This window comes from Novosphingobium sp. PhB165 (assembly GCF_004341845.1).
Classification (GTDB): Bacteria; Pseudomonadota; Alphaproteobacteria; order Sphingomonadales; family Sphingomonadaceae; genus Novosphingobium.
Map to the genome: position 1 here is coordinate 277,642 of NZ_SLVB01000001.1, position 25,653 is coordinate 303,294.

At 64.2% G+C, this 25,653-nt stretch carries 24 protein-coding genes and 1 tRNA gene; 16 read left to right on the plus strand and 9 right to left on the minus strand.

The window, feature by feature from the left end:
* Window positions 1-25: 25 nt before the first annotated feature.
* From EDF56_RS01455 to EDF56_RS01465, 3 genes are all read left to right on the plus strand, one after another.
* The gene (locus EDF56_RS01455; protein WP_132384960.1) at window positions 26-439 is read left to right on the plus strand and encodes an EVE domain-containing protein; all 414 of its coding nucleotides are present in this window, start codon (window positions 26-28) and stop codon (window positions 437-439) included.
* A gap of 122 nt (window positions 440-561) precedes the next feature.
* Complete coding sequence (locus tag EDF56_RS01460; protein WP_132384961.1) at window positions 562-744, plus strand: CsbD family protein; 183 nt, start codon at window positions 562-564, stop codon at window positions 742-744.
* A gap of 211 nt (window positions 745-955) precedes the next feature.
* Entirely contained in the window at window positions 956-1,174 is a 219-nt protein-coding gene (locus EDF56_RS01465; RefSeq protein WP_243652323.1) for a hypothetical protein, read from the plus strand.
* 43 nt (window positions 1,175-1,217) lie between these two features.
* Here EDF56_RS01465 and EDF56_RS01470 read toward each other — a convergent pair whose 3' ends face one another.
* Window positions 1,218-2,531 (minus strand): MFS transporter, encoded by a 1,314-nt coding sequence (locus tag EDF56_RS01470; RefSeq protein WP_132384963.1) that lies wholly within the window; start codon window positions 2,529-2,531, stop codon window positions 1,218-1,220.
* A gap of 201 nt (window positions 2,532-2,732) precedes the next feature.
* Between EDF56_RS01470 and pgsA the strand changes: the two genes are divergently transcribed.
* Window positions 2,733-3,326 (plus strand): CDP-diacylglycerol--glycerol-3-phosphate 3-phosphatidyltransferase, encoded by a 594-nt coding sequence (pgsA, locus tag EDF56_RS01475; protein WP_132385728.1) that lies wholly within the window; start codon window positions 2,733-2,735, stop codon window positions 3,324-3,326.
* Between the two features lie 222 nt (window positions 3,327-3,548).
* Window positions 3,549-4,679 (plus strand): MFS transporter, encoded by a 1,131-nt coding sequence (locus EDF56_RS01480; RefSeq protein WP_132384964.1) that lies wholly within the window; start codon window positions 3,549-3,551, stop codon window positions 4,677-4,679.
* Window positions 4,680-4,816: 137 nt separating this feature from the next.
* On the opposite strand, the gene EDF56_RS01485 is transcribed toward EDF56_RS01480, so the two are convergent.
* From EDF56_RS01485 to EDF56_RS01495, 3 genes are all read right to left on the minus strand, one after another.
* On the minus strand, window positions 4,817-5,713 hold the full coding sequence (locus EDF56_RS01485) for a hydrogen peroxide-inducible genes activator (RefSeq protein ID WP_132384965.1): 897 nt from the start codon (window positions 5,711-5,713) through the stop codon (window positions 4,817-4,819).
* 160 nt (window positions 5,714-5,873) lie between these two features.
* On the minus strand, window positions 5,874-7,058 hold the full coding sequence (rnd, locus tag EDF56_RS01490) for a ribonuclease D (protein ID WP_132384966.1): 1,185 nt from the start codon (window positions 7,056-7,058) through the stop codon (window positions 5,874-5,876).
* A 93-nt stretch (window positions 7,059-7,151) separates the two neighbouring features.
* Window positions 7,152-8,480 (minus strand): hypothetical protein, encoded by a 1,329-nt coding sequence (locus tag EDF56_RS01495; protein ID WP_132384967.1) that lies wholly within the window; start codon window positions 8,478-8,480, stop codon window positions 7,152-7,154.
* Between the two features lie 239 nt (window positions 8,481-8,719).
* On the opposite strand from EDF56_RS01495, the gene aspS reads away from it, so the two are divergent.
* The 4 genes from aspS (at window position 8,720) to mltG (ending at window position 13,438) form a co-directional block, all read left to right on the plus strand.
* On the plus strand, window positions 8,720-10,528 hold the full coding sequence (aspS, locus tag EDF56_RS01500; protein WP_132384968.1) for an aspartate--tRNA ligase: 1,809 nt from the start codon (window positions 8,720-8,722) through the stop codon (window positions 10,526-10,528).
* 241 nt (window positions 10,529-10,769) lie between these two features.
* Window positions 10,770-11,006 (plus strand): acyl carrier protein, encoded by a 237-nt coding sequence (locus EDF56_RS01505; protein ID WP_007013838.1) that lies wholly within the window; start codon window positions 10,770-10,772, stop codon window positions 11,004-11,006.
* A 171-nt stretch (window positions 11,007-11,177) separates the two neighbouring features.
* Complete coding sequence (fabF, locus tag EDF56_RS01510; protein WP_132384969.1) at window positions 11,178-12,437, plus strand: beta-ketoacyl-ACP synthase II; 1,260 nt, start codon at window positions 11,178-11,180, stop codon at window positions 12,435-12,437.
* A 26-nt stretch (window positions 12,438-12,463) separates the two neighbouring features.
* The gene (gene mltG / locus EDF56_RS01515; RefSeq protein ID WP_132384970.1) at window positions 12,464-13,438 is read left to right on the plus strand and encodes an endolytic transglycosylase MltG; all 975 of its coding nucleotides are present in this window, start codon (window positions 12,464-12,466) and stop codon (window positions 13,436-13,438) included.
* 26 nt (window positions 13,439-13,464) lie between these two features.
* Here mltG and EDF56_RS01520 read toward each other — a convergent pair whose 3' ends face one another.
* The gene (locus EDF56_RS01520; protein WP_132384971.1) at window positions 13,465-13,875 is read right to left on the minus strand and encodes a sugar transporter; all 411 of its coding nucleotides are present in this window, start codon (window positions 13,873-13,875) and stop codon (window positions 13,465-13,467) included.
* Between the two features lie 131 nt (window positions 13,876-14,006).
* On the opposite strand from EDF56_RS01520, the gene EDF56_RS01525 reads away from it, so the two are divergent.
* Together EDF56_RS01525 and EDF56_RS01530 are read left to right on the plus strand one after the other, a co-directional pair.
* A complete protein-coding gene (locus EDF56_RS01525) occupies window positions 14,007-14,549 on the plus strand; it encodes a 2'-5' RNA ligase family protein (protein WP_132384972.1) in 543 nt (180 codons plus the stop codon).
* A 108-nt stretch (window positions 14,550-14,657) separates the two neighbouring features.
* Window positions 14,658-14,734: transfer RNA gene (locus EDF56_RS01530), tRNA-Met, on the plus strand.
* A gap of 188 nt (window positions 14,735-14,922) precedes the next feature.
* Here EDF56_RS01530 and EDF56_RS01535 read toward each other — a convergent pair.
* Window positions 14,923-16,479 carry an inorganic phosphate transporter gene (locus EDF56_RS01535; protein ID WP_243652405.1) on the minus strand — a complete coding sequence of 519 codons (1,557 nt, stop codon included), beginning with the start codon at window positions 16,477-16,479 and terminating at the stop codon, window positions 14,923-14,925.
* A 238-nt stretch (window positions 16,480-16,717) separates the two neighbouring features.
* Window positions 16,718-17,695, minus strand: a complete 978-nt coding sequence (locus tag EDF56_RS01540; RefSeq protein WP_165912080.1) for a rhodanese-related sulfurtransferase — start codon at window positions 17,693-17,695, stop codon at window positions 16,718-16,720.
* 236 nt (window positions 17,696-17,931) lie between these two features.
* Here EDF56_RS01540 and EDF56_RS01545 point away from each other — a divergent pair, with 236 nt between their 5' ends.
* Complete coding sequence (locus tag EDF56_RS01545; RefSeq protein ID WP_132384973.1) at window positions 17,932-19,563, plus strand: Na+/H+ antiporter; 1,632 nt, start codon at window positions 17,932-17,934, stop codon at window positions 19,561-19,563.
* A gap of 92 nt (window positions 19,564-19,655) precedes the next feature.
* On the opposite strand, the gene EDF56_RS01550 is transcribed toward EDF56_RS01545, so the two are convergent.
* Window positions 19,656-20,198 (minus strand): MucR family transcriptional regulator, encoded by a 543-nt coding sequence (locus EDF56_RS01550; RefSeq protein WP_132384974.1) that lies wholly within the window; start codon window positions 20,196-20,198, stop codon window positions 19,656-19,658.
* Window positions 20,199-20,237: 39 nt separating this feature from the next.
* Window positions 20,238-20,840, minus strand: a complete 603-nt coding sequence (locus EDF56_RS25820; RefSeq protein ID WP_165912055.1) for a hypothetical protein — start codon at window positions 20,838-20,840, stop codon at window positions 20,238-20,240.
* A 17-nt stretch (window positions 20,841-20,857) separates the two neighbouring features.
* On the opposite strand from EDF56_RS25820, the gene EDF56_RS01555 reads away from it, so the two are divergent.
* From EDF56_RS01555 to EDF56_RS01570, 4 genes are all read left to right on the plus strand, one after another.
* On the plus strand, window positions 20,858-21,955 hold the full coding sequence (locus EDF56_RS01555; RefSeq protein WP_243652324.1) for a DUF5694 domain-containing protein: 1,098 nt from the start codon (window positions 20,858-20,860) through the stop codon (window positions 21,953-21,955).
* 247 nt (window positions 21,956-22,202) lie between these two features.
* The gene (locus EDF56_RS01560; RefSeq protein WP_132384975.1) at window positions 22,203-23,840 is read left to right on the plus strand and encodes a histidine kinase; all 1,638 of its coding nucleotides are present in this window, start codon (window positions 22,203-22,205) and stop codon (window positions 23,838-23,840) included.
* Window positions 23,837-24,472, plus strand: a complete 636-nt coding sequence (locus EDF56_RS01565; protein WP_132384976.1) for a response regulator transcription factor — start codon at window positions 23,837-23,839, stop codon at window positions 24,470-24,472. The genes EDF56_RS01560 and EDF56_RS01565 overlap by 4 nt, the downstream gene beginning before the upstream one ends.
* Window positions 24,469-25,503: a lysylphosphatidylglycerol synthase transmembrane domain-containing protein gene (locus EDF56_RS01570; protein ID WP_132384977.1), complete on the plus strand. Its 1,035-nt coding sequence runs from the start codon at window positions 24,469-24,471 to the stop codon at window positions 25,501-25,503. The genes EDF56_RS01565 and EDF56_RS01570 overlap by 4 nt, the downstream gene beginning before the upstream one ends.
* Window positions 25,504-25,653 lie beyond the last annotated feature (150 nt).

Below are 25,653 nucleotides of genomic sequence, written 5' to 3' on the forward strand. Positions count from 1 at the left end.
CAAATCGAAATTCGAAAGGCGATTCATGGCAAAGCGCTACTGGCTGCTGAAGTCCGAACCGGATGCGTACAGCTGGGACGATCTCGTCGCGGAGGGCGAGGGCACCTGGGACGGTGTGCGCAACCACCGCGCGGCCAACAACTTGCGTGCGATGCAGGTGGGGGACGAGGCGTTCTTCTACCATTCGAACATCGGCAAGGAGATCGTCGGCATCGCCACGATCAGCCAGTCGGGTCTCACCGATCCCAGCGATCCCGAGGGCAAGTGGGCGGCGGTAAAGGTGAAGGCCGTGCGCAAGCTTGCCCGTCCCGTCACACTCAAGCAGATCAAGGCCGATCCCAAGCTGGCCGAGACGGAACTCGTCAAGTTTTCGCGCCTGTCGGTGGCGGTGGTGACGCCTGAGGAGTGGGATTACATCCTGTCGCTGGCGAAGGGCTGATCTTTCCCCGCGTCGTTTCCGGCGCACGGCTCGGCGCAGGGGCGGAACCTTGGGGCGGTACGGCCGGTTTGCTTGTCGTGAACGCAGCGCAATGGCGCGGCGAACCGCCAAGGAGAACGATCATGGGTCAGCTCAAGGACACCGCCAAAGGCCTCGGCAACGAGATTGCCGGTAACGCCAAGCAGGTTGCGGGCAAGGCACGCAACGACCCTGTGCAGCAGGCCGAAGGCAAGGCACAGGAAAAGAAGGGCGAACTCCAGCAGGGAATCGGCAAGGTCAAGGGCGCACTGGGCGACCGGATCTGACGCTTACCCGAAAGAGACGTCAGGCCTGCGCCAGTTAGTGGCACAGGTATCGCGAAGGGCCGCCTCAGGGCGGCCCTTTTCGCAGGGTTTTCCCACGTTGTTAAAGGTTTGAAAGGCGAGGGGGCGGCGGACCCGTCCCGTTTTGGGATGTACCGATTCGGGCATCTGGCCGGAGAGTAAACAAAACCTTAACCTCGCGCTCATGAAGAACATGAAACGTCGAGCGCTCGTCCTTTCCAGCGAGGCCGCCGGACATCCGTTCCGGCGCTCGCTCCCACCCCATGTCCTCGCGGCGCCGTTCCCGGCCGACGTGGAGGCCGCCGAGAATGCCGAAGCACGCCGGACGTGGCGCCTCAGCGGCAACGACTGGCGCGGTTTCCTCTCGGCCTATTGCGCGTCGCTGGTGGCGATTACGGTGTTCATCACCTGATTGACGGAAACAGCACGCCGTATCCGCGGCGTGGCGGCAGCCCTCAGGCCGTGCGCGCCGCCACTTCGGCGCGGTACAGCAGATAGCCCAGCCAGGCCGAGGCGCCGCAGGCGATCGCCACGACCATCATTTGCTGGACTACGGGCAGGCCCAGCATGGTCATCATGCCGGTGACCAGCGCGCCCACCACCATTGCGCCCGAATTGACGATATTGTTCGCCGCGATCGTGCGCGCCGTCTGTGACTTGTCGACGAAAGTCGTCAGGAACGCGTAAAGCGGCACCACGAACATGCCGCCGCATACCGCGATGCCCAACAGCGAGCCGAGCAGCGGCAGAGCGAGCGGCTGGACCACGAACGTACCCACGTTCATCAGGGTATTGGGGCCGGCATTCCGGGGCCAGATCGCGCAGACTTCCTGGAAAGCGATCAGGAAGACGCCCATGCCGATCACCGAAAGCGGCGACCAGCGTGCGGAAACGGTGCCCTTGAGCAGCGCATTGATCGCCATCGAACCGATCGCCACGCCCACCGAGAAGATCACCAGGAACAGGCTGGCCACTTCCTTGCTGGCGGACAGGATGTTCTTGGTGAGCGGCGGGAACTGGATGAACAGCACGGTGCCGATCGCCCAGAAGAAGCTGATCGAGCAGACCGCCAGGAACACGCGCCGGTCGCTCAGCGTCGTGCGGACGAGCCGGATGGAGGCGCGTACGACGTGGTAATCGAGCGGCTCGGGCGCGCACATCGGCGGCGCCGGGGGCACCTTGCGACCGGCGAGATAGCCGATGATCGCAACGATCACCACCATGACGGCGGCATGATTGACGCTAATCCAGCCCGCCACGATCGTGCCCGCGAGCACGGCAATGTAGGTGCCTGCCTCGACAAGGCCAGTGCCCGAAAGCACCTCACCCTCGCGCAAGTGCTGCGGCAGGATGGCGTATTTGATGGGGCCGAAGAAAGTGGAGTGGATGCCCATCGCGAACAGCGCGAGCAGCATCAGCGGGATCGCCAGCGTATCGAGCGCGACGTGTTGCCACGCCAATGCCAGACCGGTTCCGCCCACGACCATGATCAGGATTTCGCAAAACTTGATCACGCGAATGATCTTCGCCTTGTCGCGCATGTCGGCAAGCTGCCCGGCCAGTGCCGAGAGCAGGAAGAAGGGAATCACGAAGATCCCCGATGCCATTGCGCTGAAACGTGCCTCTGCGGCCTCGGAGTTGTAGACGCCGTAAACGACGAACAGCACCATGGCGTTCTTGAACAGGTTGTCGTTGAACGCGCCAAGCAACTGGGTCACGAAAAGAGGCAGGAAGCGCCTCGCGCGGATGAGTTTGGACGTCGTTGTCATGTCGTGGGAAAAATCGGCGGCCTCGCTCTCTCTGGCGGGACACTTAATGGTGTAAGGCGGTGGCACAACCCCTGATCGGTATTTTGTTGGGTGTTGCAGGATACGCAAGAAGGCCGATGGAGGCCGCGAGGGCGTGTTTTAAGGGTTTGGATGCAGTCCTCCATTCTCAAACGCCTGCTTCGCCGCTATGGCCTTGTCTTGATGCTGACTCTGCCGAATATCCTCACGCTTTCCCGCATCCTGGCGCTGCCGCTGCTGGCCTTCCTGCTGTGGTGGCCAAGGTGGGAGTTTGGCTACGGCCTGGCCTTCGCGCTCTATGCGCTGATGGCCATTACCGACTATTTCGACGGCTATCTTGCCCGTTCGAGCGGGACGGTTTCGAAACTCGGCGTGTTTCTAGACCCCATTGCCGACAAGATCATGGTCGCCACCGTGATCCTGGTGCTGACCGCGCAGGGGATCCTGACCGGGCCTTACGTGGGTGACATGCACGTCATCGCCGGGCTGATCATTCTCGTGCGTGAGATCGCGGTCTCGGGCCTGCGGGAGTTTCTTGGCGGTCTTCAGGTCTCCGTGCCGGTGAGCCGCCTTGCCAAGTGGAAGACGACTTTCCAGTTGATCTCGCTCGGCGCGCTGATTTTGGGCGCGGCGATGCCGTGGTGGAATGTTGACCTGCTGGGACTGTCCATCAATGTGCCCCACACTGTCGGGCTGACGACGCTGTGGGGGGCGGCGGTGCTGACGCTGATTACCGGGTGGGACTATCTGCGCGTCGGCCTCAAGCACATGGATTGAGCGGGGCGGCGCGTATACGAGCGCCCCATTCGTGTGACATTGCAAAAACCTCCACTCGCCGTGTGATCGTTGCGATTGGCTCAAGCGTCTCCGCGCGTAAGGGCGGATCGCGGTCCGGGGGGACATCGTAATCCAAGGATAAGTCCCATTACCGCTTCTCGTCGATCGTTTGCCGCACGGATCCGTACCCGGGAGCCGAAGCCGCGCGTTTTCGGGCGAGGCATGGTCTTCGCGCTGGCGGCCTCGGCCGGCCTGACGGTTGCCAATATCTATTACGGCCAGCCGATGCTGGGCCTGATGGCGCGCGACGTTCCCGGCGCGGCGATCACCTATGTGCCGACCGCGACCCAGTTGGGCTACGCTGTAGGCCTGCTCTTGCTGGTGCCGCTGGGTGACCTTCTCGAACGCAAGCGGCTGATCGTGCTGCAATGCCTTGCGCTGGCGGTTGGGCTGGCGCTGGTGGCGCTGGCGCCGTCCGGTGCGATTGTGCTCGTCGCATCGCTGGTGGTGGGCCTGCTGGCCTCGGTAGCGCAGCAGATCGTTCCGCTGGCCGCCAATCTCGCGCCGGAGGACAAGCGCGGGGTGGTGGTAGGAACCGTCATGGCGGGTCTGCTCTGCGGCATTCTGCTCAGCCGCACTTTGGCGGGCTTCGTCGGTGCCGAGTTCGGCTGGCGGGCGATGTTCTGGCTGGCGGTGCCGCTGGCGCTTGGCACGGCAGGGCTGATGGCCTGGCAGTTGCCGCGCAGCCGTCCTCATCCCGCAGGGATGGGCTATGGAGGCCTGATCGCTTCGCTCTTGGACCTGTGGCGCGAGTTTCCGGCGCTGCGCCTCGCGACGTTCACCCAGTGCACCCAGTTCGGCGTGTTTAGCGTGTTCTGGACGATTCTGGCGCTGCATTTGCAGGAGCCGCGCTTTGGTCTCGGTTCGGAAGTGGCGGGTCTGTTCGGCGTTCTGGGTGCGGCCGGCGTGCTTGCCGCGCCGATTGCCGGGCGTATCGCCGACCGTCGCGGGCCGCACATGGTGATCGTTGCAGCCAGTGCGCTGACATTGGTCTCGTGGCTGGTCTTCGCCTTCTGGACCTCTATCGTCGGGCTGGTCGTGGGCGTGTTGCTGCTCGATTTCGCGATTCAGGCCAGCCAGATTTCCAACCAGAGCATCATTTTCGCTCTGCGGCCCGAGGCACGCTCGCGCATCAACACGGTCTACATGTCGTCGATGTTCCTGGCCGGTGCGGCCAGTTCAGGTGCTGCGACGGTGGTGTGGCACAACTGGGGCTGGAGCGGCGTGACGATGCTGGGTCTTGCCATCGCTTCGGTCGGGCTGGCGTTACAGACCCTGCGCCGTCGGGGGTAAATGGGCCTATCGAATAGATCTTCGTCGCCCCCGCGAAGGCGGGGGCCCCGCTTCCTTCGCGCTACGTCTCAAGAACAAGCGGGGTCCCCGCCTTCGCGGGGACGACGGACGAAATTACGTTGCAGACAGGCGCGACTTCAGCCCGCGCGCAGTTCGTCCGCTAGTAGGCGGAACTCTTCCGAACGCGGTGAATTCTTCCGCCAGACCAGCGCGATCTCTCGGTTGGCATGGGGGGAGATCAGCGGACGCGCCACGACATTGGTGCCGTTGAGAATCCCCGCATCGATTGCCATTTCCGGCAGCATGGTCAGCCCGAGTCCATTGTCGACCATCTGCACCAAAGTATGCAGGCTCGTGCCGATCATGGTGGCCGAGGCGCGCAGTTCGGGCCGGTTGCAGGCCGCCAGCGCGTGGTCCTTCAGGCAGTGCCCGTCTTCCAGCAGCAGCAGGCGATTCTCGTCGATGATGTCGGGGCCGACTTCCTCGGGCGGATTGCGCGGATCGTCGGCCGGGAAGGCGACGAAGAAGGCGTCCAGTTCGATCGTCTCCTTCTCCACTTCGCCCGTGGCATAGGGCAGGGCGAGCAGCACGCAGTCAGCGCGGCCGTGGTGGAGCGATTCGATGGCCGCCTGACTAGGCTCCTCACGCAGGAAGAGTTTGAGATTCGGCCGCTCGCGCCGCAGGCGGGGAAGCATGCGCGGCAGCAGAAACGGCGCGATCGTCGGGATCACGCTCATCCGCACTTCGCCAGAGAGCGGCTTGCCGCTCGACTGGACGAGGTCTGAAAGTTCCTCTGTCTCGCGCAGGACGCGGTGCGCCTTTTCAACCACCGCATTGCCCAGCGGCGTGAAGCGCACGGCGCGCTTGGTGCGTTCGACCAGCGTCACGCCCAGCAATACCTCAAGATCGCGCAGCCCCGCCGAAAGCGTCGATTGCGAGACGAAGCAGGCGTCTGCGGCACGGCCGAAGTGGCCATGCTCGTGAAGCGCGACGAGATACTGGAGCTGTTTGAGCGTGGGCTGATAGACGGTCACGCCCGGGCTATCGCACGAAGAGCCCTGTTTCGCCAACCGTTTGCTTGGTTACCGCCAGTGTGAACGAGATTCAGGCGGAGGCGCGGAGCCCCGGCGGGACACCTCTGCACCTTCACGTCTCTGCGTGCACAAAAAAGCCCGGCTTTCGCCGGGCCTTCGTTCATTCGTCCGCCGGAACATCCTCGACGCGGGTCATCTTGAGTTTGCCGTCCACCACCGCGAAGGCGAGCTTGCCTTCCACGAGGTCGAGCGCGTCATGGCCGAACACCTCGTAGCGCCAGCCTTCCAGAATCGGAAGGTTCTTGCGCACTCCGGCGGCCAGCAGTTCCAGTTCCTCGCTACGCGCGAGCAGGCGTGCGGCCACGTCGATCTCGCGCGAGCGGATCTTGAGCAGCAGCTTGAGAAGGTCGGCAACGAGCGCGCCTTCCTTGCCGAGCGGTGCACCGCGCGGCGCGCGCGGGGGCAGTTCGTCCTCGGGCATGGGCTCGGCCTTGGCGATGGTCGTCATGAGGCGTCTGCCGATGTCATTGTCCTTCCAGCCCTGCGAAAGGCCGCGCACTTTGGCGAGGTCGGCCTGCTGCTTGGGCGGGTGGCTGGCGATATCGGCCAGCGTTTCGTCACGGGCAATACGGCCGCGCGGGATGTTCTTGCCCTGGGCCTCGATTTCGCGCCACTCGGCAATCGCCTTGAGGCGGCCGAGCATGGTGGGATTGCGGCCAGCGGCCTTGATCCGCTTCCATGCCTCGGTCGGGTCGTTGCGGTAGTTGTCCGGATCGGCGAGCTTTTCCATTTCCTGGTCGAGCCACGCACCGCGTCCGGTCTTCATCAGACGCTTGAGGATCTTGGGGAAGATCTTGGCGAGATGGGTCACGTCGCCAATCGCATATTCGATCTGACGCTCGGTCAAGGGGCGGCGCGACCAGTCGGTGAAACGCGCGCCCTTGTCGATGGTGAGGCCCTGCCACGATTCGACGAGGTTCGAATAGCCGATCTGTTCGGACTGGCTGATCGCCATCATCGCGATCTGCGTATCGAAGATCGGGTGCGGGGTGCGGCCTGTGAAGTTGTAGATGATCTCCACGTCCTGGCCGCCCGCGTGGAAGACCTTCAGCACGTCCTCATTGTCGGTGAGAAGGTCCAGGAGTGGTGAAAGATCAAGGCCTTCGGCCTTGGGATCGACGGCGGCGGCTTCCTCCGTATTGGCGATCTGCACAAGGCACAGTTCGGGCCAATAGGTGTTCTCGCGCATGAACTCGGTGTCGACCGTCACGAAATCGGATTTCGCGAGGCGTTCGCACAGAGCCGTGAGCTCGTCCGTCTTTGTAATCAGAGGGTGAATGATCATTGCGTCAGCGGCGTTACGCCGAACCGAGCAGGGGATCAATCTCCCCCGCTGGCCCGGGCCCCAAGTTTTGTCGGAGAAGTTCGACAGGAATGACTATCGGCGGCGGAACAGGCGTTCCAGCAGGCCCGGGCGGCGCTCTTCCTCGATGGCGATGGTCTCGCGATCTACGAAGCGGCGGCGGAGCTGGGTGCCGGTCACGTGAATGCCGGGCGGTGGCAGGTGGAGGGCTTCCTCGTCCTCGACCCCGTTCTCAATGGGCGCGGTCTGGGCGGGGAAACGGACCATGTCGAGCGGAGCGTAGTCCTGCTCCTGGGCAGGGACAGCTTCGACGGAGGGTTCGAACTCCGAATGTTCGAATTCCGGCGTTTCCAATTCGTGCAGGCTGGCGCCCGAGGTTTCGGCTTCAGGTTGCTCAACATCCCAGTCTGTATCGCCGACATACGATGCGGCTGGGAACAGCGGTGCAGGGGCCTCCGGTTCGACGTCCTCCGACTCGTCCGAATCGGAATAGGCTGTGAAGGGGGCTGCTGGCGGAAACGGATTGGCCAAGGGCGGCGGCGGCGCGAAAGGCGCGGCCGGAGAGGGGGCTGCGGCGGGCGCGGTGAACGGCGCGTGCTCGGCATCGAATACCGGCCTTGGCATGGCGGCAAGCTGCGCGCTCAGATCGAGCGGGCGGCGTAGCGGCGCAGGCTCGCGCCCGAAGGCGGCGCGCGGTGCCGCGGCGGCGACGTGTCCCTCGCGAGCCGTCACGGCCGGAGCTTCGAACCACGGATAGGATTCGTTGCTGCCCACCAGCACGGCCATCGCGCGCGGCAGTCCTTCGGTAAGGGCCTTGTCGCGCATGGCCTGATGGATCAGCACGGCCAGATAGCAGGCGCCGACTACATAGGCGCGGCGTTCGTCGGGCGTGGAGGCGCCGCTGAGGCAATGATGCTCCAGCGCGGCGATCACCGCGTTGAGATCGTCGAGCCCTTCCACGCGCAGGGCATCGTCGATGTCCTCGAACGCGCCCTGCCAGGCGATGGTGTTGCCTTGGTAGCCCGCGGAAATGCCGTCGCGGTCGGCATGGGAGAAGCCCCAGGCCTGATCGGTGTAATAGGTCGTTTCGAAGGCGAGCACCGGCGCGGCGCCAAGGCCTGCCTGCATGCCGCATATGTCGATACCGATGGCGGTGATGGGATCGCCCGGGCTGTCCAGTTCGCCGATCCGCTCGACAAGGCGGTCCCAGCCATCGACATTGAGATCGCTGGCGGCGATCGAGCGGAAGTGCGCGGGCAGGGACTGGCCATCGCCGCAGAGCCAGGCGAGTTCGGCCTTGAGGATGCGCGCGGCTTCGTCGGCGCCGCCTTCACGCACCATGGCCTCGATCGCGAGGCGGAATTGGGCTTCCGTCCTGCCGTCGATCGTGACGTCCGCCAGCATTCTCGTTCTCCGTGTGACCCTTTGGGCCCGGCATAGGCTGCAATGGTTGATGCCGGGTTACCGTGCAGTCCTTAGGCTCGATTAATCCCGCGCTCCGGCTGGCTGTCAGCCGCGCGAAAGCGTGGGAGAAGTGACCGCGCGACGCGCCGCGGCAATTCCATGTCTGGAAATAATGCGGCCACTCGACTAGGGGGCACGGCTTGCAACCTGTTTCAGACGAAGAGAAGCGCGAGCCCGCCATGACTCATCCCTATCGCTCCCACACCTGCGGCGCCCTTGCCGCTGCCGAGGTCGGCCAGACCGTCCGCCTCTCGGGCTGGGTGCATCGCAAGCGCGATCACGGCGGCGTGCTCTTCGTCGATCTGCGCGATCACTACGGCATCACCCAGATCGTGACCGACAGTGATAGCCCGGCGCTGGCCGTGCTCGATTCGCTGCGCGTCGAATCGGTTGTCACCATCGAAGGCGAAGTGAAGGCCCGCAGTGCGTCGACCGTGAACCCGAACCTGCCGACCGGCGAGATCGAGGTCTATGCCCGCGCCGTCACCGTGCAGGCGAAGGCTGAAGAGCTGCCGATGCCGGTCGCCGGTGAGCAGGAATATCCCGAGGATATCCGCCTGCGCTACCGCTTCCTCGACCTGCGCCGCGAGACGCTGCACGCCAACATCGTGAAGCGCACCAAGATCATCTCGGATATGCGCCGCAAGATGGAAGGCATCGGCTTCACCGAATACGCAACGCCGATCCTGACCGCCTCGTCGCCCGAAGGCGCGCGCGACTTCCTGGTGCCCAGCCGCATTCACGCGGGCAAGTTCTACGCGCTGCCGCAGGCGCCGCAGCAGTACAAGCAGCTGCTGATGGTCGCCGGTTTCGACCGCTACTTCCAGATCGCCCCCTGCTTCCGCGACGAGGACCCGCGCGCAGACCGTCTGCCGGGCGAGTTCTACCAGCTCGACCTCGAAATGAGCTTCGTCACGCAGGAAGAGATCTGGGAAACCATGGAGCCGGTGCTCCAGAGCGTCTTCGCAGACTTCGCCGAAGGCAAGCCGGTCACCCCGGCAGGTAGCTTCCGCCGTATTCCGCACGCCCAGTCGATGCTGGACTACGGTTCGGACAAGCCCGATCTGCGCAACCCGCTGATCATCAAGGACGTGACCGAGCACTTCGTCGAATCGGGCTTCGGCATCTTCGCGGGTATTGTCGCCAATGGCGGCGTGATCCGCGCGATCCCGGCTCCGGGTGCGGGCGCGGGCAGCCGCAAGTTCTTCGATGACATGAACGTCTGGGCGCGCGGCGAAGGCTACTCCGGCCTTGGCTACATCAACATCAAGGACGGCGTCCCCGGCGGCCCGATCGCCAAGAACCACGGCGAGGAAAAGACTGCCGCGCTGATCGAGGCGCTGGGTCTTGGCCCGAACGACGGCGTGTTCTTCGCTGCCGGCAAGGAAGAGCAGGCCGCCAAGCTGGCCGGTCTTGCCCGCATCCGCACCGGCGAGCAGCTGGACCTGATCGACAAGGACCGCTTCGAGCTGTGCTGGATCGTCGACTTCCCGTTCTACGAATGGGACGAAGACAACAAGAAGGTGGACTTCGCGCACAACCCGTTCTCGATGCCGCAGGGCGGCATGGAAGCGCTGGAAGGGCAGGATCCGCTGACGATCAAGGCGTATCAGTACGACCTCGTCTGCAACGGCTTCGAAATCGCTTCGGGTTCGATCCGTAACCAGTCGCCCGAACTGATGGTCAAGGCCTTCGAAATGGTGGGCCTGACCAAGCAGGACGTGGAAGATCGCTTCGGCGGCCTTTACCGCGCATTCCAGTACGGCGCCCCGCCGCACGGCGGCATGGCGGCCGGCGTGGACCGCATCGTCATGCTGCTCTGCGGTGCGCAGAACCTGCGCGAAGTGGCGCTGTTCCCGATGAACCAGCGCGCCGAAGACCTGCTGATGGGCGCGCCGACCCCGGCCGAGCCCAGGCAGCTTCGCGAACTGCATATGCGTGTGGTTGAGCCCCAGAAGCCGGCTGCACAGGCGCCTGCGCAGGGTTGATGAGAATACAGGGCAAGGCATGGGGCATGGGGCCCTCTCGCCTTGCTTCCGCTCCGGCGGCCACAATTTGCGGTGATTTCCCGGAAAACTCTGGGAATTGCGGCTGAATCGTGGATAAATCGGGCCATGGCGCTTCCGCGTCGTGATCGTATCTTACGTGCGAGGCTTGCCAGCGCCCGCCCCAGACATTAGGGCGACTGGCGAGATTACATCCTCTGGATTTTTGAAGGGGTCTATTCAAATGAGCGATACCGCCGATCGGGTTAAGAAGATCGTCGTCGAACACCTGGGCGTCGAAGCCGACAAGGTGACCGAAGAAGCAAGCTTCATCGACGATCTGGGCGCTGACTCGCTCGACATCGTCGAGCTGGTCATGGCCTTCGAGGAAGAGTTCGGCGTCGAGATTCCGGACGATGCGGCCGAAAAGATCAGCACTGTCTCCGATGCGATCAAGTACATCGAAGAGAACAAGGGCTGATCCGGCCTACGGTCGATTTGGTGTTCCCGGTTACGGCCGGGATACCTTTCGGCTACTCGCGGATTGAAATCGACAGGCTCGACCTCTAAGGGGGCGGGCCTGTTGCCGTTTCTGCCGGCTGGCTTTTCGCCAGTCGTATTTTTCGGCCAATTGCTTTTTCGGAGAGCATGAATGCGTCGTGTTGTCGTCACCGGACTTGGTCTTGTCACTCCGTTGGGAGCTGACGTCGAGACTGCCTGGGCCAACATCCTTGCCAGCAAGTCCGGCGCTGGCCCGATCACCCGCTTCGATGCGAGCGATCAGAAGTGCCAGATCGCCTGCGAGGTGAAGCCGGCCGACCACGAGTATGGCTTCGATGCCAACAAGCGTGTCGACCACAAGATTCAGCGCCAGGTCGATCCCTTCATCGTCTTCGGCATCGATGCCGCCGGTCAGGCGCTCGAAGATGCCGGGCTCACCGACATGAGCGAGGAAGACAAGCTCATGGCCGGCTGCTCGATCGGTTCGGGCATCGGCGGTCTGCCGGGAATCGAAAGCGAATCGCTGGTCCTGGCCGAAAAGGGCCCGGGCCGCGTCTCGCCGCACTTCGTGCACGGTCGCCTGATCAACCTGATCTCGGGTCAGGTCTCGATCAAGTATGGTCTCAAGGGTCCGAACCACGCGGTTGTTACCGCTTGCTCGACCGGTGCCCACTCGATCGGCGACGCCGCGCGCATGATCAAGGATGGCGATGCCGACATCATGCTGGCGGGCGGTGCCGAATCGACCATCTGCCCGATCGGCATTGCCGGCTTCGCACAGGCCCGCGCGCTCAACAGCAGCTACAACGACCGCCCCGAACAGGCGAGCCGCCCTTACGACAAGGATCGTGACGGCTTCGTCATGGGCGAAGGCGCGGGCGTTCTCGTTCTCGAAGAGTACGAACACGCCAAGGCGCGCGGTGCCAAGATCTACTGCGAAGTGATCGGCTATGGCCTTTCGGGCGATGCCTTCCACGTCACCGCCCCGGAACCCACTGGCGACGGCGCTTACCGTTCGATGCAGATGGCGCTGAAGAAGGCGGGGATGACCCCGGCCGACATCGACTACATCAACGCCCACGGCACTTCGACCATGGCCGACACCATCGAACTCGGCGCCGTGCGCCGCCTGTTCGGCGATGCCATCGGCAGCGTCTCGATGAGCTCGACCAAGTCGGCCATCGGCCATCTGCTCGGCGGTGCCGGTGCGGTCGAATCGATCTTCTGCATCCTTGCGCTGCGCGACCAGATCGTTCCGCCGACGCTCAACCTCGACAACCCGGACGAGGGCTGCGAGGGCGTGGACCTTGTGCCGCACGTCGCGAAAAAGCGTGAGGTGCGTGCCGTGCTGAACAACTCGTTCGGCTTCGGCGGCACCAACGCCAGCCTGGTGATGCGCAAGATCGACTGATCGACCGTCAAGAAAGTTCGCAGGCCATGATGTCGCGGCGCAATTGGTTTCTCGTCGCGGCTCTTGGCCTGGCGGCGGTGATCGTCCTGTGGTCCTTCCTGGGCGGGTGGTATGGTTCCGGCCCGCTCAAGAAGGATACTCACTTCATCGTCCCCAACGGGGCAAGTCTTGCCGTTGTCGCGGATCGGCTGGAGAAGCAGGGCGTGATCGGCTCGGCCAACGGCTTTACGCTGCGTGCCCGCGTGTTCGGCGGCGGCAGTGCGATCAAGGCGGGCGAATTCGCGATTCCCGCCCATGCCAGCGCTTCGCGCGTGATGGCGATCATCTCCAGCGACGAGGTTATCCGCCGCTTCGTAACCGTGCCGGAGGGGATGCCCTCGATCATGGTGCATGAGCGCCTGATGGCGCAGCAGCAGCTCACCGGCGATATTGCGGTGCCCGATGAGGGTTCCGTGCTGCCGGACAGCTACGCGTTCGGCGACGGTGAGAGCCGCGAGGCCGTCCTGCGCCGCATGCAGGCGGCGATGAGCCGCACTTTGGCCGAACTGTGGGACAAGCGCGCCGACGGCCTTGTGGTCAAGACGCCCGAACAGGCGATCATTCTTGCCTCGATCGTCGAGAAGGAAACCGGCAAGCCTTCCGAGCGCCGTATGGTCGCCGGTCTCTATTCCAATCGTCTGCGCATCGGCATGCCGCTTCAGGCGGATCCGACGATCATATACCCGATCACCAAGGGCAAGGCGCTTGGCCGCCGCATCCTCGAATCCGAGATTCGTGCGGTAAACGATTACAATACCTACTCGATGGCCGGGCTGCCCAAGTATCCGATCACCAATCCGGGCCGCGCCTCGATCGAGGCGGTGCTGCATCCGGCGGAGACCGGTGCGCTCTACATGGTGGCGGACGGCACCGGAGGCCATGCTTTCGCCTCGACGCTGGCAGAGCATAACCAGAACGTGAAGAAGTGGTTCGCGATCCGCCGCGCGCGGGGCGAAATCTGACAGGGCGGGAAGGGGACTTCCCGTCGTCAATGCAGCGTGCCGTCGGCCTTCTTGCGCCGGGCGTAGACGAGCGAGGCAAGGGCGATCCCGACGATCACCAGCGGGAAGATCGCCGAACTGGGCCCCTTCGCGCCGAGCATGTCGAAATCAAGAAAGCTCCAGGCGAACTGGACGATCACCGCCGTCAGCGAGAGCGCGAAGAAGGCCCAGGCCCATCCGCGCCGCATGAGCAGCAGCATCGCGCCAAACGTCCCGCTCCAGACCGCTACGGCATAGGCGCCCCAGGCCCAGGCGGGCATCTGCATGAAGGCGCGGGCGGTTACCGGGTCGGTCTTCGCCAATTCGTCGAGATCGGCGCTGGCCTGCATGAGATAGGCGGCATCGCCCAGCAGGTTCCACAAGAGTATGGCCGTGGCGATGATCCAGAACGTGCGCATGTTCGTCTCCCTAGGCGCACCACCCGTGGATATGGGTGTCGTGGCTAAGGACTTTGCCGTAGGGCCGAAGATCTTGCAATTGGGCGAGGGCAGGGATGTGAGCGAGTGTCCCGCTACGATGCAGAGGTGAAATGAACCGTGAAGGCGAAGTACTGGCGGGTAAGCGCAAGCCCGGCGCGCCGCTGCTGGTAACGGCGGAATTGCCGGCCGATGTGCTCGGTTGGGCGGACGCGCTGCGCCGTGCCCATTATCCGCCTGAACGCAACCGCTTGCGCGCCCACGTCACGCTGTTCCACGCGCTGCCGTCTTCGGTCGAGGCGGAACTGGTCGATGTGCTCGCCGATCTTGCCCGGACGGCGCCGCCGGCGGCGCGAATCACCGGCCTTATGAAGCTAAGCCAAGGCACGGCGCTCGCCGTGGAGAGCCCGGCGATGACGGAACTTCACGCGCGAATCGCCGAACGCATGCACGGCCTGCTGACCGATCAGGACACGCGCCCGTTGCGGCTCCACGTGACTATCCAGAACAAGGTGCCATCGACGGAGGCGCGCGCCCTTCAGGCCGAGCTGGAGCCGCGTCTTGAGCCCGTGAACTTCCGTTTTCGAGGCTTTGGCCTTTATGCTTGGGAGGATGGGCTCTGGCGCGAAATCCGGCTCGTAAAATTTCGCGGCTGAATGCAGTTTTGGGTGTTGACCGCACGAAAGCTTCCCCCTAGAGGCAGCCACCTGCCCGGGGCGCTCCCCCGGCACCATGCAGAGCCACCCAAGCGGTGGACTTGGTATGGCGGAGTAGCTCAGCTGGTTAGAGCAGCGGAATCATAATCCGCGTGTCGGGGGTTCGAGTCCCTCCTCCGCTACCACCTTTCCAAGCATTTGACCGATTTTACGCGCAAACGCGGACGGTGGCCGAGCGAGATTGCCTCTCCGTCTCGTGAGTTGGATCGCTGCGGCGTACCTCGTCTCCGGCGGTTGTCGGAGGCTTGCGCGAGGCGCTACCCTCAACAGCTGGCAAGCGCTCTCCTGCCAGGCGGGGGCGCTACTATCCCGCTCAGAAGATCAGTCGGAACAGCCAGTAAAGCGTGCCGGCGAGGACGATCGAGACGGGGAGCGTCAGCACCCACGCCACGGCGAGATTGCGGATGGTCTCCATCTGGAGGCCGGAGCGGTTCGCGGCCATCGTGCCCGCCACGCCCGAAGAGAGAATGTGCGTCGTCGAGACCGGCAGGCCCATTGTGTCGGCCGCCAGGATCGTGCCCATCGTCACCAGTTCCGCCGATGCGCCCTGGGCATATGTCATGTGCGACTTGCCGATTTTCTCGCCAACGGTGATGACGATACGTCGCCAGCCTACCATCGTCCCTAATCCAAGCGCAAAGGCGACTGCCACCTTTACCCAGGTCGGGACGAAGCGCGTGCCTTTGTCGAGCGACTGTTTGTACTGGTTCAGCGCCGCGATGTCCTTTTCGGACAAGCCTGCTGCGTGTTCGTTGCTGAGCCGTTTGATCGCCTCTGACGCGAGATACATGTCGTTGCGGACATTCGCGACTGCCGCGGCTGGGACTTTGGCCAGCGAGCCATAACTGCTCACCTGACGATCGATATCGGCGATCAGGGCCACGAGCGCGGGCTTGGTGTCCGGTGCAAAGTGCCGGTCGGCGATGAAGCGGGTGACCGCGGTTCGGGCCTGATCGGGCGACATCGGCACAGGATCCGTGCGAAGCGCGGATGTGGCGAGCGCGGCATTGGCGTGGAACGTCGCGGTGTATTGCGCGGGCACGGCGCGGTTCAGGGCATAGGCCGTGGGAACGGTGCCGATCAAGATCAGCATGATCAGGCCCATGCCCTTTTGGCCGTCGTTTGAGCCGTGTGTGAAGCTCACACCGGTGCAGGTGAAGATCAACAGCGCGCGGATCCATCCGGGAGGCGGCACGCCGGGCTCAGGCTCGCGGTACAGGGCCGGATGGCGGATGAGTGTTTTTGCCGCGAGGTACAGCAACGCGGCCAGACAGAAGCCAATGAGTGGTGAAAACAGCAGGGCCTGGCCGATCTCGGTCGCCTTGGACCAGTCGACGCCGGCCGTGCCAGACTTTCCGACCATCAGGGCATTGGCCACGCCCACCCCGATGATCGAGCCGATCAGCGTGTGGGAACTGGAGGAAGGAATGCCGAACCACCAGGTCGCCAGATTCCAGAGGATCGCCGCGATCAGGAGGGCGAAGACCATGGCGAAGCCCGCCTGCGACCCGACTTTCAGGATCAGCTCGACCGGCAGCAGCGAGACGATGCCGAACGCCACGGTCCCGGTCGACAGCAGCACACCGAGAAAATTGAAGAAACCGGACCAGACGACGGCGACGTGCGCGGGCAGGGCATTGGTGTAGATCACGGTGGCCACGGCGTTGGCGGTATCGTGGAACCCGTTCACGAATTCGAAGCCGAGGGCGATCAGCAGCGCGATGAACAGCAGCACGAAGGGCATCAGCGCAACGGCATGCACTCCCGCCGCCTGTGCGTCCGAATAGACGCTGAATGCGACATAGAGGATCGCCGCTATCACAGCGGCGCCGAATCCGATGAGGCCCACTTTTCCGGGGCCCTGGTTCAGATCCGGCCGAGAACTCGTTGACCGGGGTTGGCCGAGTTCCTGAATACCTAGCGCGCGTTCCATAGCCGGTCCCGTTCTGACAGGCCTAGGGTATGGTCCCCATTTGTGACAGCTTTCTTGCGTAATCCGAAAGGTCATCACGCCCCTGGATCGCCGTCATTCGGACATGCCGTTGTCACGACAAATTGATTTCGTGCTGCCTGAGGATTTCAGGAGCGCGCGACGATTCCAGCCTCGCTCAGTCGGCGCTGTCTTCGGTCCGCTCGATCCGCACCGCGCCGACATGAGCATGGCCCTTGGCGGCGGCGAGTTTTTCCTGGCGGTGGCGTTCGCGGTAGGATGCGCGCTGTTCGTCCGTTCGCTCGGAATGGCATGCCGGGCAGCTTACGCCCTCTTCGTAGAGAGGTGAGGCGGCGTCTTCCGCACTCACCGGGCGGCGGCAGGCGTGGCACAGCGTGTGACTGCCCTCGACCAGACCGTGGCCGATCGTCACCCGCTGGTCGAATACGAAGCATTCGCCGCGCCAGAGGCTGTTTTCCTCGGGCACCGTTTCCAGATACTTCAGGATGCCGCCCTTGAGGTGGAAGACGTCCTCGATCCCTTCCTGCTTTAGGAACGCGGTGGACTTCTCGCAGCGGATCCCGCCGGTGCAGAACATGGCGACTTTCGGCGGCTTGCCCGCGCCGAGCAGCTTCTCGCGCTCACGCCGGAACCATTCGGGGAAATCGCGGAAGCTGGCGGTCTTCGGGTCGATCGCGCCTTCGAAGGTGCCCACCGCCACTTCGTAGTCGTTGCGGGTGTCGATCACGATGGTGTCGGGATCGGAGATCAGAGCATTCCACTCCTGCGCCTCGACATATGTGCCGACGCTGGCGCGCGGGTCGATGTCGGGTTCGCCCATGGTGACGATCTCGCGCTTGAGGCGGACCTTCAGGCGGTGGAATGGCATGGTAGAGGCGCTCGACAGCTTGACGTCGAGATCAGCGCAGTCGGGCAGGGCGCGGATATGTTCCAGCACCTTGGCGATCCCGCCAGCCGGGCCGGCGATAGTGCCGTTGATGCCTTCGGCCGCGAGCAACAGCGTGCCGCGAATGCCGTTTTCGCGGCACAGGGCCTCAAGCGGTGCGCGCAAGTCGGCGCAATTCTCGAAGCGAGCGAAACGGTACAGGGCAGCCACGTGCACGGGCTCAAGGGATTCGCGATGGGGCGTGTGCATGGCCGGCCCCATAGCGCTTAGCGGCGCGCGCGTCAGCAAGCGCGGTGTGTTGACGGCCATGCGGGCGCAATATTGTCCTGCCAGAACAGGTGGCGGTGTCGTTCTGGCCGCCCGCATCTTCCAATGTTTCAAAGTATTTCCGGGCCGCCAAAGGCGATGTGAACAGGGGTTACCGGTTTGCAATCCGGAACCCGGGCCGCCATGGTCCCCCCGGGGTAAATGGAAGGAGTTCAGGTTTGGAGTCAGTTTCGGTCGTACTTTTCCTGCTGCTGGCGGTGGTCGTCAGCGGCGCGATATCGAGGATGCTGCCATGGTCGGTGCCGACGCCGCTGGTGCAGATCCTGCTGGGCGCGGTGGTCGGTCTTTCGACCTCGTATAGCGTATCGCTGAACCCCGAACTGTTCCTGCTGCTGTTCCTGCCGCCGCTGCTGTTCCTCGACGGCTGGCGCATCCCCAAGGACGAATTGTTCAAGGACGTCTCGACCGTTGTCGAACTGGCGCTGGGGCTGGTGCTGACGACGGTGATCGGCATGGGCCTGTTCATCAACTGGATGATCCCGGCGATGCCGCTGGCCGTGGCCTTCGCGCTGGCCGCCGTGGTTTCGCCCACCGATCCGATCGCGGTTTCCGCCATCGCCGCGCGCGTGCCGATCCCCAAGCGCATGATGCACATCCTCGAAGGGGAATCGCTGCTGAATGACGCTTCGGGCCTTGTCTGCCTGCGCTTTGCGGTGGCGGCGGCGCTGACCGGGACGTTCTCTGCCGGGCAAGCGGCGCTCAACTTCCTGTGGGTGGCGGGCGCCGGGCTTGCCATCGGCGTGGCCGTCACCATCGTCGTCTCGCGCGCCAAGGCCTGGGTCACGCGCCACTGGGGCGAGGATACCGGCTCGCAGATCCTTGTCAGCCTGCTGATCCCGTTCGGCTCCTACATGCTGGCGGAACACTTCCATGCCTCCGGCATCCTTGCCGCAGTGGGGGCGGGCGTGACGATGACGTTCGCCGAGATCTCGCGAGAGGCGATGGCCGTCACCCGGATGCGCCGCAATTCAGTGTGGGATACGATCCAGTTCACCCTGAACGGCATCATCTTCGTGCTGCTGGGCGAGCAACTTCCCGCCATCCTTGCCGAGGCGAAGCGGACCGTCGCCGTGACCGGGCATACCGAGACCGGCTGGCTGGCGCTCTATGTCGTGGCGATCGTGCTCGGCCTTGCGGCGCTGCGCTTCGTGTGGGTCTGGGTCTCGTTCAAGTTCACCATCCTGCGCCAGCGACAGTCGGGCGTCAGTGCACGCAGTCCGAACTGGCGGTTGGTCGCGGCGATGTCCTTTGCGGGTGTGCGCGGTGCGATCACGCTGGCCGGTGTGTTGACGCTGCCGCTGGTGCTCAACGATGGCGCTCCGTTCCCGGCGCGCGATCTGGCGATCTTCCTTGCGGCGGGGGTCATCATTGTCTCGCTGGTGCTGGCCAGCATTGCCCTGCCGGTGCTGCTCAAGGGGCTGACCATGCCGAGCGAGCCGTCGAAACAGGCCGAGGAGGACGCCGCCCGCGTGGCCACGGCCGAAGCGGCAATCCGGGCGATCGAGCGCCACCAGCACCGGCTGGCCGAAGACCATGGCGATGCCGACCGCTATGCGGCCGCCGGCGGACGCGTGATGGACCTCTACCGCGACCGCCTCGATGGGCTCAGCGAGGATGAGCAGGATGCGGTGCGCGCGCAGGAGCGGCTGTTCCGCGATTTCCGCCTTGTCGGCGTGAAGGCCGAGCGCGCGGCCTTGGCGGAACTGATCCGCCAGCGCAGTGTCGGCAGCCAGACTATCCGCAAGCTGACGCGCGAGCTTGACCTGTCGGAAGCCCGTTTGCGCGGGTGACCATGGCCTGAAACGAATGCAGCGCGGCACCGGGCCGCGCTGCGTTATTCATCTTATACGGGGCGGTTCTGCCGCCCCGTATGAGTGTCCGGTCAGTCGAACTTGACGCCGAGCGTGTTACGGCCCCGGCGCTTGCTTTCCAGCGTGGGGGCGGCCTTTTCCGGGGTCGCCCCGGCCGTTACCGGGCTTTTGGGGGCGCTCTTCGGAGCCGACTTTGCCGGTGCCTTTGCGGGTGCCTTCTTGCGACCACCCTTGCGGCCAAGGCCGATCTCGATGGCGAGCGCCTTGCGCCGTGCCGCATAGTCGGGCGCGATCAGCGGGTAGTCGGCCGCAAGGTTCCAGCGGGCGCGATATTCTTCCGCCGTCAGGCCATGCTCGGTGCCGAGGTGGCGCTTCAGCGTCTTCAGCTTGGCGCCGCATTCAAGGCAGGCGATCGCATCGGATTTCACTGAAGCGCGGATCGAGACGGCGGGGGTCCGTTTCTCCTCCACGGCTTCTACCGGCTGGCCCAGCTTCGCGAGCGAGCCGTAGACAGACTGGATCAGTAGCGGAAGATCGGCCGTCGAAACGGGATTATTGCTGACATGTGCGGTGACGATGTCGGCCGCGAGTTCGAGAAGTATGTCGTCTGCCATCTTTTTTGCCTGTTGCCCGAATTTTTTTGTTGAGTGCGATTACACAGAACAAACATTACGGGCAGGATTGCGCAAGTCTTCCGGCAGGTTTTCGACCATATTTCTTGCCGATCGTTCTTTTTTGAAACAGGCTACACCCCTTTTGTGTGCATGAAATACCGCGCTATTTGGCGGTTTTTGCAATGTTACGACAGCGTTGAAGAAAGAACTTGGATGTTCGATCATCCGAAAGTCGTAAACGACCCATGGCCAGATTCTATCGGGGCTCCAAATCTCACTATTTGATGCATTGAAGTACCTTGTGGGACCTTTTTTCTCCCAGACACAAAAAAACTGAGGGAGAAGCGGACATGGCGCGGGCCGTCGCGCTGTTGGTTGCGGGGCTTTTGCCGGCGATGCTGCGAATTTCGCCTTCGGAGATTTTCCAGACAGTCTTCGACTGATGGCGAAGCGTCCGGTCGAGGTTTCACGGTTGTCAGCAGGGCATTGCTGCTTCGGCAACGACAGGCCTGACAGTCCATACTCATCCTCGATGAATTCGTTGTGTCGTTGACCGTTCAAGGCTTTCTTGCGGCGCGGTAGGCCCAATAGAGTGCAGATATTGTCGCGATGAGAGCCCGTTGCTAGCACCGCAGCCGTCATATCTTCGGGGGTGTTGGATGGTCCGCTTGCGCAATCTGTTTCTTGCCTGCGGTTTTTGTCTGGCGGCCGGACAATTCGGCAATGTGGCGGACGCGCAGGACTATCATCCGGTATTTCATCCCGGCGAACTCAAGGGGCCTCCAGCGGGCTGGCCGAACGAGGTCATGGTATTGGGCACGCCGCATCTGTCCGACATGCCCGACACTTTCCGGCTGGAATTGGTGGATCCGGTGGTCGCCCGGTTGGCGGCATGGCGGCCTACCGCCATTGCCACCGAGGACATGTCCGGCCTCCAGTGCGATAGCCTGCGCCGCTATCCATCGCGCTATGCGGAGACAGTCGAGGCATATTGCCCGGATCCGACCCTTGCGGGCAAAGCGACCGGGCTCGATGTGCCCGCCGCCAATGCCGAGGCCGAGCGCCTGCTGGCGGCGTGGCCCACTTTACCCTTGTCGGCGCAGCGTCGGCATCTGGCGGCAGTGTTCCTCGCCGCTGGGGAGCCGGGATCGGCGCTGGTACAGTGGTTGCGCCTGCCGGAGGCCGAACGCCGCGAGGGTGACGGGCTGACCGTCGAACTTGCCGCCAAGCTGGACAAGCGCAAGGACCAGCACAATGAGACGAACCTGATCGCCGCGCGGCTGGCGGCAAAGCTGGGGCTGGAGCGGCTGTGGAGCGTTGATGACCATTCCGCCGACATGCCCGAATCCGCCGATCCGAAGGCATACGATGCGGCGATCTCTCACGCCTGGGACAATCCCGCCACGCACCAGCGGGAGGCCGACGGCAAGAGGCTGAACGCCGGGTTGGACAAGCCCGACGGCCTGCTCGCGCTGTACCGCGCCTACAACGATCCCTCGCAGGCGCAGCTGGTCTATCGGTCGGACTTCGGCGCTGCACTGGTCGAGCCCTCGCCGCAGGGGTTCGGTCGCAATTACGTGGGGTACTGGGAGACGCGGAACTTGCGCATGGTGGCGAATATCCGCGACGTTCTGGGGCGCTATCCCGGTACGCGCCTGCTCGCGATCGTCGGCGCCTCGCACAAGGCCTATTACGAGGCCTATCTCGATCAGATGCACGACGTGAAGCTGGTCGATGCAGAGGCCGTGCTGCGATAGATCCCATCTCGAAATAACCGGAGCGATCCCCCCAAAGGCGAGGGAGGTCCACCAATGAAGCCCGAACAATCGGCGGCGCCGTGTTATCGTGCCGAGGTCAGGCGAAAGGCTCGGGGGGCGGGCCGCGCTGGCGGAGGCCGGGGCATTGGACAGTCGGGCGGTGAGCAGTCGGGAAGACGTCAGAGGATTAAACAGCAGGCCGGGCAGCAGGCGGGCGGGCGGCTTTTCGTACTGGACATTCCCCAGCTTGGCAGCCGCGCGCAACACGCTGCTGATTACCGATCCCAATCGTCTGATCGCCCTTGGCCGTCTGGTCACCGCGTGTTTCGCGATTCTGGCGATCTACCTCGATCCCACCCGCCCGGGCCGCTTCCTGCCCGAGGCACGGCATGTGCTTGCCTTTTATCTCGCCTATGCGCTGGTTCTGGTGGTCGCGCCGGTCCGCCGCCCGGTCGACAGCCCGGTGCATTTCCTGTTCCATGTCGCGGATACCGCGATCCTGGGCTGGCTGGCGTTCCTGACCGATGAACTGACGAGCCCGTTCTTCTCCTTCCTGCCTTTCACGCTCATGGCGATGACGGTGCGCTGGGGGTTCATCGGTGCGATCATGGGCGCGTTCCTGCTGGAAATCGCACTCTTCGCGATCGGCATTCCCGATACGCTCGACGGCGAATCCGAACTCAATGTGCTGATCGCGCGGTCTGTCTATTTCCTGCTTTCGGCGCTGATGCTCGGCTATTTCGGGGCCTACCGGGAAAGCAGCCGCGAGCGTCTGGCCCGGCTGGCGAAATGGCCGATGGAGCGCGCTTTGGGCAGCCGCCGCGCCTGGCTGGGCGAACTGTGCAGCCATGCGGGAGACGTTACCGGGAGCCGCCACATGATGGTGGTCTGGCGCGAGCATGACCGGCCCGACGGTGTCGTCGCGGTGTGGAATGGAGACGGCGTGGAGCTTGCCGACCTTGAAAACTCGGTGCTCTGGGACCGTGTCGAGGTGGACCGCGCCGGCATCTTCGACCGGGGCGAAGGCAGGGTGCTGACGCGCGGCGAGGCCGATGCTTTCGCCATTCTGCTCGATCATCTGCGCCTGCCGCTGGTGCCGGTGCGCGATTTCGCGGTGATGGCGGGGTTTTCGGGCCTGCGCTTTCGCGGGTCGATCCTGATTGCCGATCCCGATTGCCGGCCGGAGGATGCCGCCTTGCTATGCGACATCATCGCCACGCGCGCGGGCTCGGAACTTGAGCGGATCGACCTCGTCGCCCGCCACTCAGACAATGTCCGCGCGGAGGAGCGCAACCGGCTGGCGCAGGACCTGCACGACAGCGTGTTGCAGGACCTGACCGCCACAAGCCTGAAGCTGCGGGCGCTCGCCGCGCGTGCGGGCTCGCTGACGCCGGAGGAGGCAGGCGGACAGACGCGCGAGATCGAGGACCTCGTTACCGAACAGCAGCGCCGCATCCGCCGGTTTGTCGAGGACCATCGCGAGGCGCGCGCCGAACGCGCGGTAGACGTTGCGGATGAGCTGCGCCGCCAGGCCGAACTGCTTCAGCGCAAGTGGGGCGTCGCCATGCCGTTCGATTGGGAGGGGGCGCCGATTCATCTGCGGCGGCGCACCGTCGAGGACATCGTCCAGCTTGTGTCGGAAGCCACCTCGAATGCGGTGCGGCATGGGTCCGCCTCCAGCGTGCGCTTGCGGGCCGGGCATACGGGCGGGGCGATGCATCTGACGCTTGTCGACAACGGCACCGGGCTTTGCGCGTCGGGGGGGCAGGGGTCGATCTCTCTCCGTGCGCGGGTGCTGCAACTTGGCGGCTCGATGTTCCTTGCCGGAGGCACGCCGGGGCTGGAAGTGACGATGGTGATCCCGGTCGGGGAGCTGGCGGCGTGACCCGGCGCGTTGTCGTTGCCGACGATCACCCGCTGCTGCTGCGCGGCCTTGCCGACCTGCTGCGCGCGACCGAGGGCATCGAACTGGTGGAGGCGGCGGGCAGCGGCATTCGCGCACTAAGCGTGATCCGCGACCAGCGGCCAGACATTGCGATCCTCGACGTGACGATGCCGGATGTCGGCGGCATGGCGATCCTCAAGGTCATCCATGAGCAGGACTGGCCGGTGCGGGTGATCTTCCTGTCGGCGACGATGAGCGGCAACCAGATTGCCGAGGCGCTTTCGCTGGGTGTCTGGGGGCTGCTGCTCAAGGACTATGCCGCCCATTCGCTGGTAGCCTGCCTTGGCGAGGTGATCGCCGGGCGCAAGTGGCTGCCCGAGGATCTCGTGGCCCGGGCGCGCGAGGAGAGCGGCATCGACGTGGCCAAGGCCATCGCCAGTCTCACCCCGCGTGAGCGCGAGATCAGCGAACTCGTGTGTCGAGGCTTCTCGAACAAGGCGATCGCCGCCACTGTCGGTTCGACCGAGGGCACGGTCAGCATCCATTTGCACAACATCTACCGCAAGCTCGGCATTTCCAGCCGAACCACGCTGGCCACGCTGTTCGTGCGGCATGTGGAGGAGCGTTTGTGAGCGTGGCCGGGCTGGAGGCGTCGCCGCGCCGGGACTGGTTGCGGGATTCATTACGGATTCTGCCGGGACTGGTGCTGGGCGGGGCGTTTCTTGCGCTCTTGTGGAACACGGTGGACATGGCGCGGGTGGCGGCACTGATGGCGCAGGCGGCATGGCCGCCGCTGCTGCTGGCGCTTATTGCCTATGCGCTCGATTTCGTGCTGCGTGCGGCGCGTTTTCGGTTCCTGCTCGATCCGGATGGTGCGCGCGGGCTGACCCTTCGGGCGACGGTTGCGCCTTTCATCGCCAGTTTCGGCATCAGCGACGTGCTGCCGTTGCGGCTTGGCGACGTGTTTCGCATTTGGTGGTTCCACCGCCGCTTCGGGCTTCCGGCAGGGCTGGTGGTGGCGGGGATGATCGTCGAGCGCGTGCTGGACCTCGTAGCCATTCTGGCCATTGCCGCTGTGGGACTATGGCTGGTCGATGCGCCGCTTCCGCATGAGGCGATGATGCATCTGAGACTGGCGGCGGGCGCGGCGATGGTGTTGAGCATTGGCGTGCTGGCCATGCCTGCCGTGCTCGCGCGGACCGGAGCAGTTGTCGCGCGGCGCTATCCGCGGGGGGCGGTACAGCGCCTTGCCGCAGCGGCGCGTTCGGTGGCCGATGCCGTGCGGGCGATCGGACAGGGACGGCGAATGGCGCGGATGCTGCTGCTTTCGGTCGGGCTCTGGTTGTTGGAGAGCCTCGTCATGTTGGGAGCATGGGTCAGCCTGGGCGGCGATCCTGCCGCCTGGCTCAAACCGCTTACGGCTTTTGCGGTGGCGACGCTGGGGACATTGGTACCTGCTTTACCTGGCCATTTCGGATCGTTCGAGGTGTTTGGCGTGCTGGTCTTCGTCGCGCTGGGGGTTCCGGCCGAACCGGCCACGGCGATCATCCTTGTCGCCCATCTTCTGCTCTGGCTGCCGACTGCGCTGTTCGGGATCGGATGGCTCATGGTGACCCGTATGCGGGGCGAAGCGCGGCTGGAAGCGGCGGGCGTTTCGGCCTGAAAGTTTTCAAATGGATTCGCGCGGAGGCGCGGAGGCGCGAAGAGGTCGCCCCGTGAGGCGAGCGAAGTCTCTCAATCGCATGTTTCGGTGAAAGAGCGGCGTTGCCGCCCGGCTTCTCCGCGTCTCCGCGCCTCCGCGCGAACCCATCCG

Excerpts from the sequence above, each read along its gene's own strand:
- EDF56_RS01540 (WP_165912080.1), bottom strand. The coding sequence starts at position 17,695 with ATGCACACGCCCCATCGCGAATCCCTTGAGCCCGTGCACGTGGCTGCC.
- rnd (WP_132384966.1), bottom strand. The coding sequence starts at position 7,058 with ATGATCATTCACCCTCTGATTACAAAGACGGACGAGCTCACGGCTCTG.
- EDF56_RS01520 (WP_132384971.1), bottom strand. The coding sequence starts at position 13,875 with ATGCGCACGTTCTGGATCATCGCCACGGCCATACTCTTGTGGAACCTG.
- EDF56_RS01480 (WP_132384964.1), top strand. The coding sequence starts at position 3,549 with ATGGTCTTCGCGCTGGCGGCCTCGGCCGGCCTGACGGTTGCCAATATC.
- EDF56_RS01465 (WP_243652323.1), top strand. The coding sequence starts at position 956 with ATGAAACGTCGAGCGCTCGTCCTTTCCAGCGAGGCCGCCGGACATCCG.
- EDF56_RS25820 (WP_165912055.1), bottom strand. The coding sequence starts at position 20,840 with ATGACGGCTGCGGTGCTAGCAACGGGCTCTCATCGCGACAATATCTGC.
- EDF56_RS01525 (WP_132384972.1), top strand. The coding sequence starts at position 14,007 with ATGAACCGTGAAGGCGAAGTACTGGCGGGTAAGCGCAAGCCCGGCGCG.
- EDF56_RS01495 (WP_132384967.1), bottom strand. The coding sequence starts at position 8,480 with ATGCTGGCGGACGTCACGATCGACGGCAGGACGGAAGCCCAATTCCGC.
- pgsA (WP_132385728.1), top strand. The coding sequence starts at position 2,733 with ATGCTGACTCTGCCGAATATCCTCACGCTTTCCCGCATCCTGGCGCTG.
- EDF56_RS01505 (WP_007013838.1), top strand. The coding sequence starts at position 10,770 with ATGAGCGATACCGCCGATCGGGTTAAGAAGATCGTCGTCGAACACCTG.
- EDF56_RS01550 (WP_132384974.1), bottom strand. The coding sequence starts at position 20,198 with ATGGCAGACGACATACTTCTCGAACTCGCGGCCGACATCGTCACCGCA.
- EDF56_RS01455 (WP_132384960.1), top strand. The coding sequence starts at position 26 with ATGGCAAAGCGCTACTGGCTGCTGAAGTCCGAACCGGATGCGTACAGC.
- mltG (WP_132384970.1), top strand. The coding sequence starts at position 12,464 with ATGATGTCGCGGCGCAATTGGTTTCTCGTCGCGGCTCTTGGCCTGGCG.
- EDF56_RS01470 (WP_132384963.1), bottom strand. The coding sequence starts at position 2,531 with ATGACAACGACGTCCAAACTCATCCGCGCGAGGCGCTTCCTGCCTCTT.
- aspS (WP_132384968.1), top strand. The coding sequence starts at position 8,720 with ATGACTCATCCCTATCGCTCCCACACCTGCGGCGCCCTTGCCGCTGCC.
- EDF56_RS01460 (WP_132384961.1), top strand. The coding sequence starts at position 562 with ATGGGTCAGCTCAAGGACACCGCCAAAGGCCTCGGCAACGAGATTGCC.
- fabF (WP_132384969.1), top strand. The coding sequence starts at position 11,178 with ATGCGTCGTGTTGTCGTCACCGGACTTGGTCTTGTCACTCCGTTGGGA.
- EDF56_RS01555 (WP_243652324.1), top strand. The coding sequence starts at position 20,858 with ATGGTCCGCTTGCGCAATCTGTTTCTTGCCTGCGGTTTTTGTCTGGCG.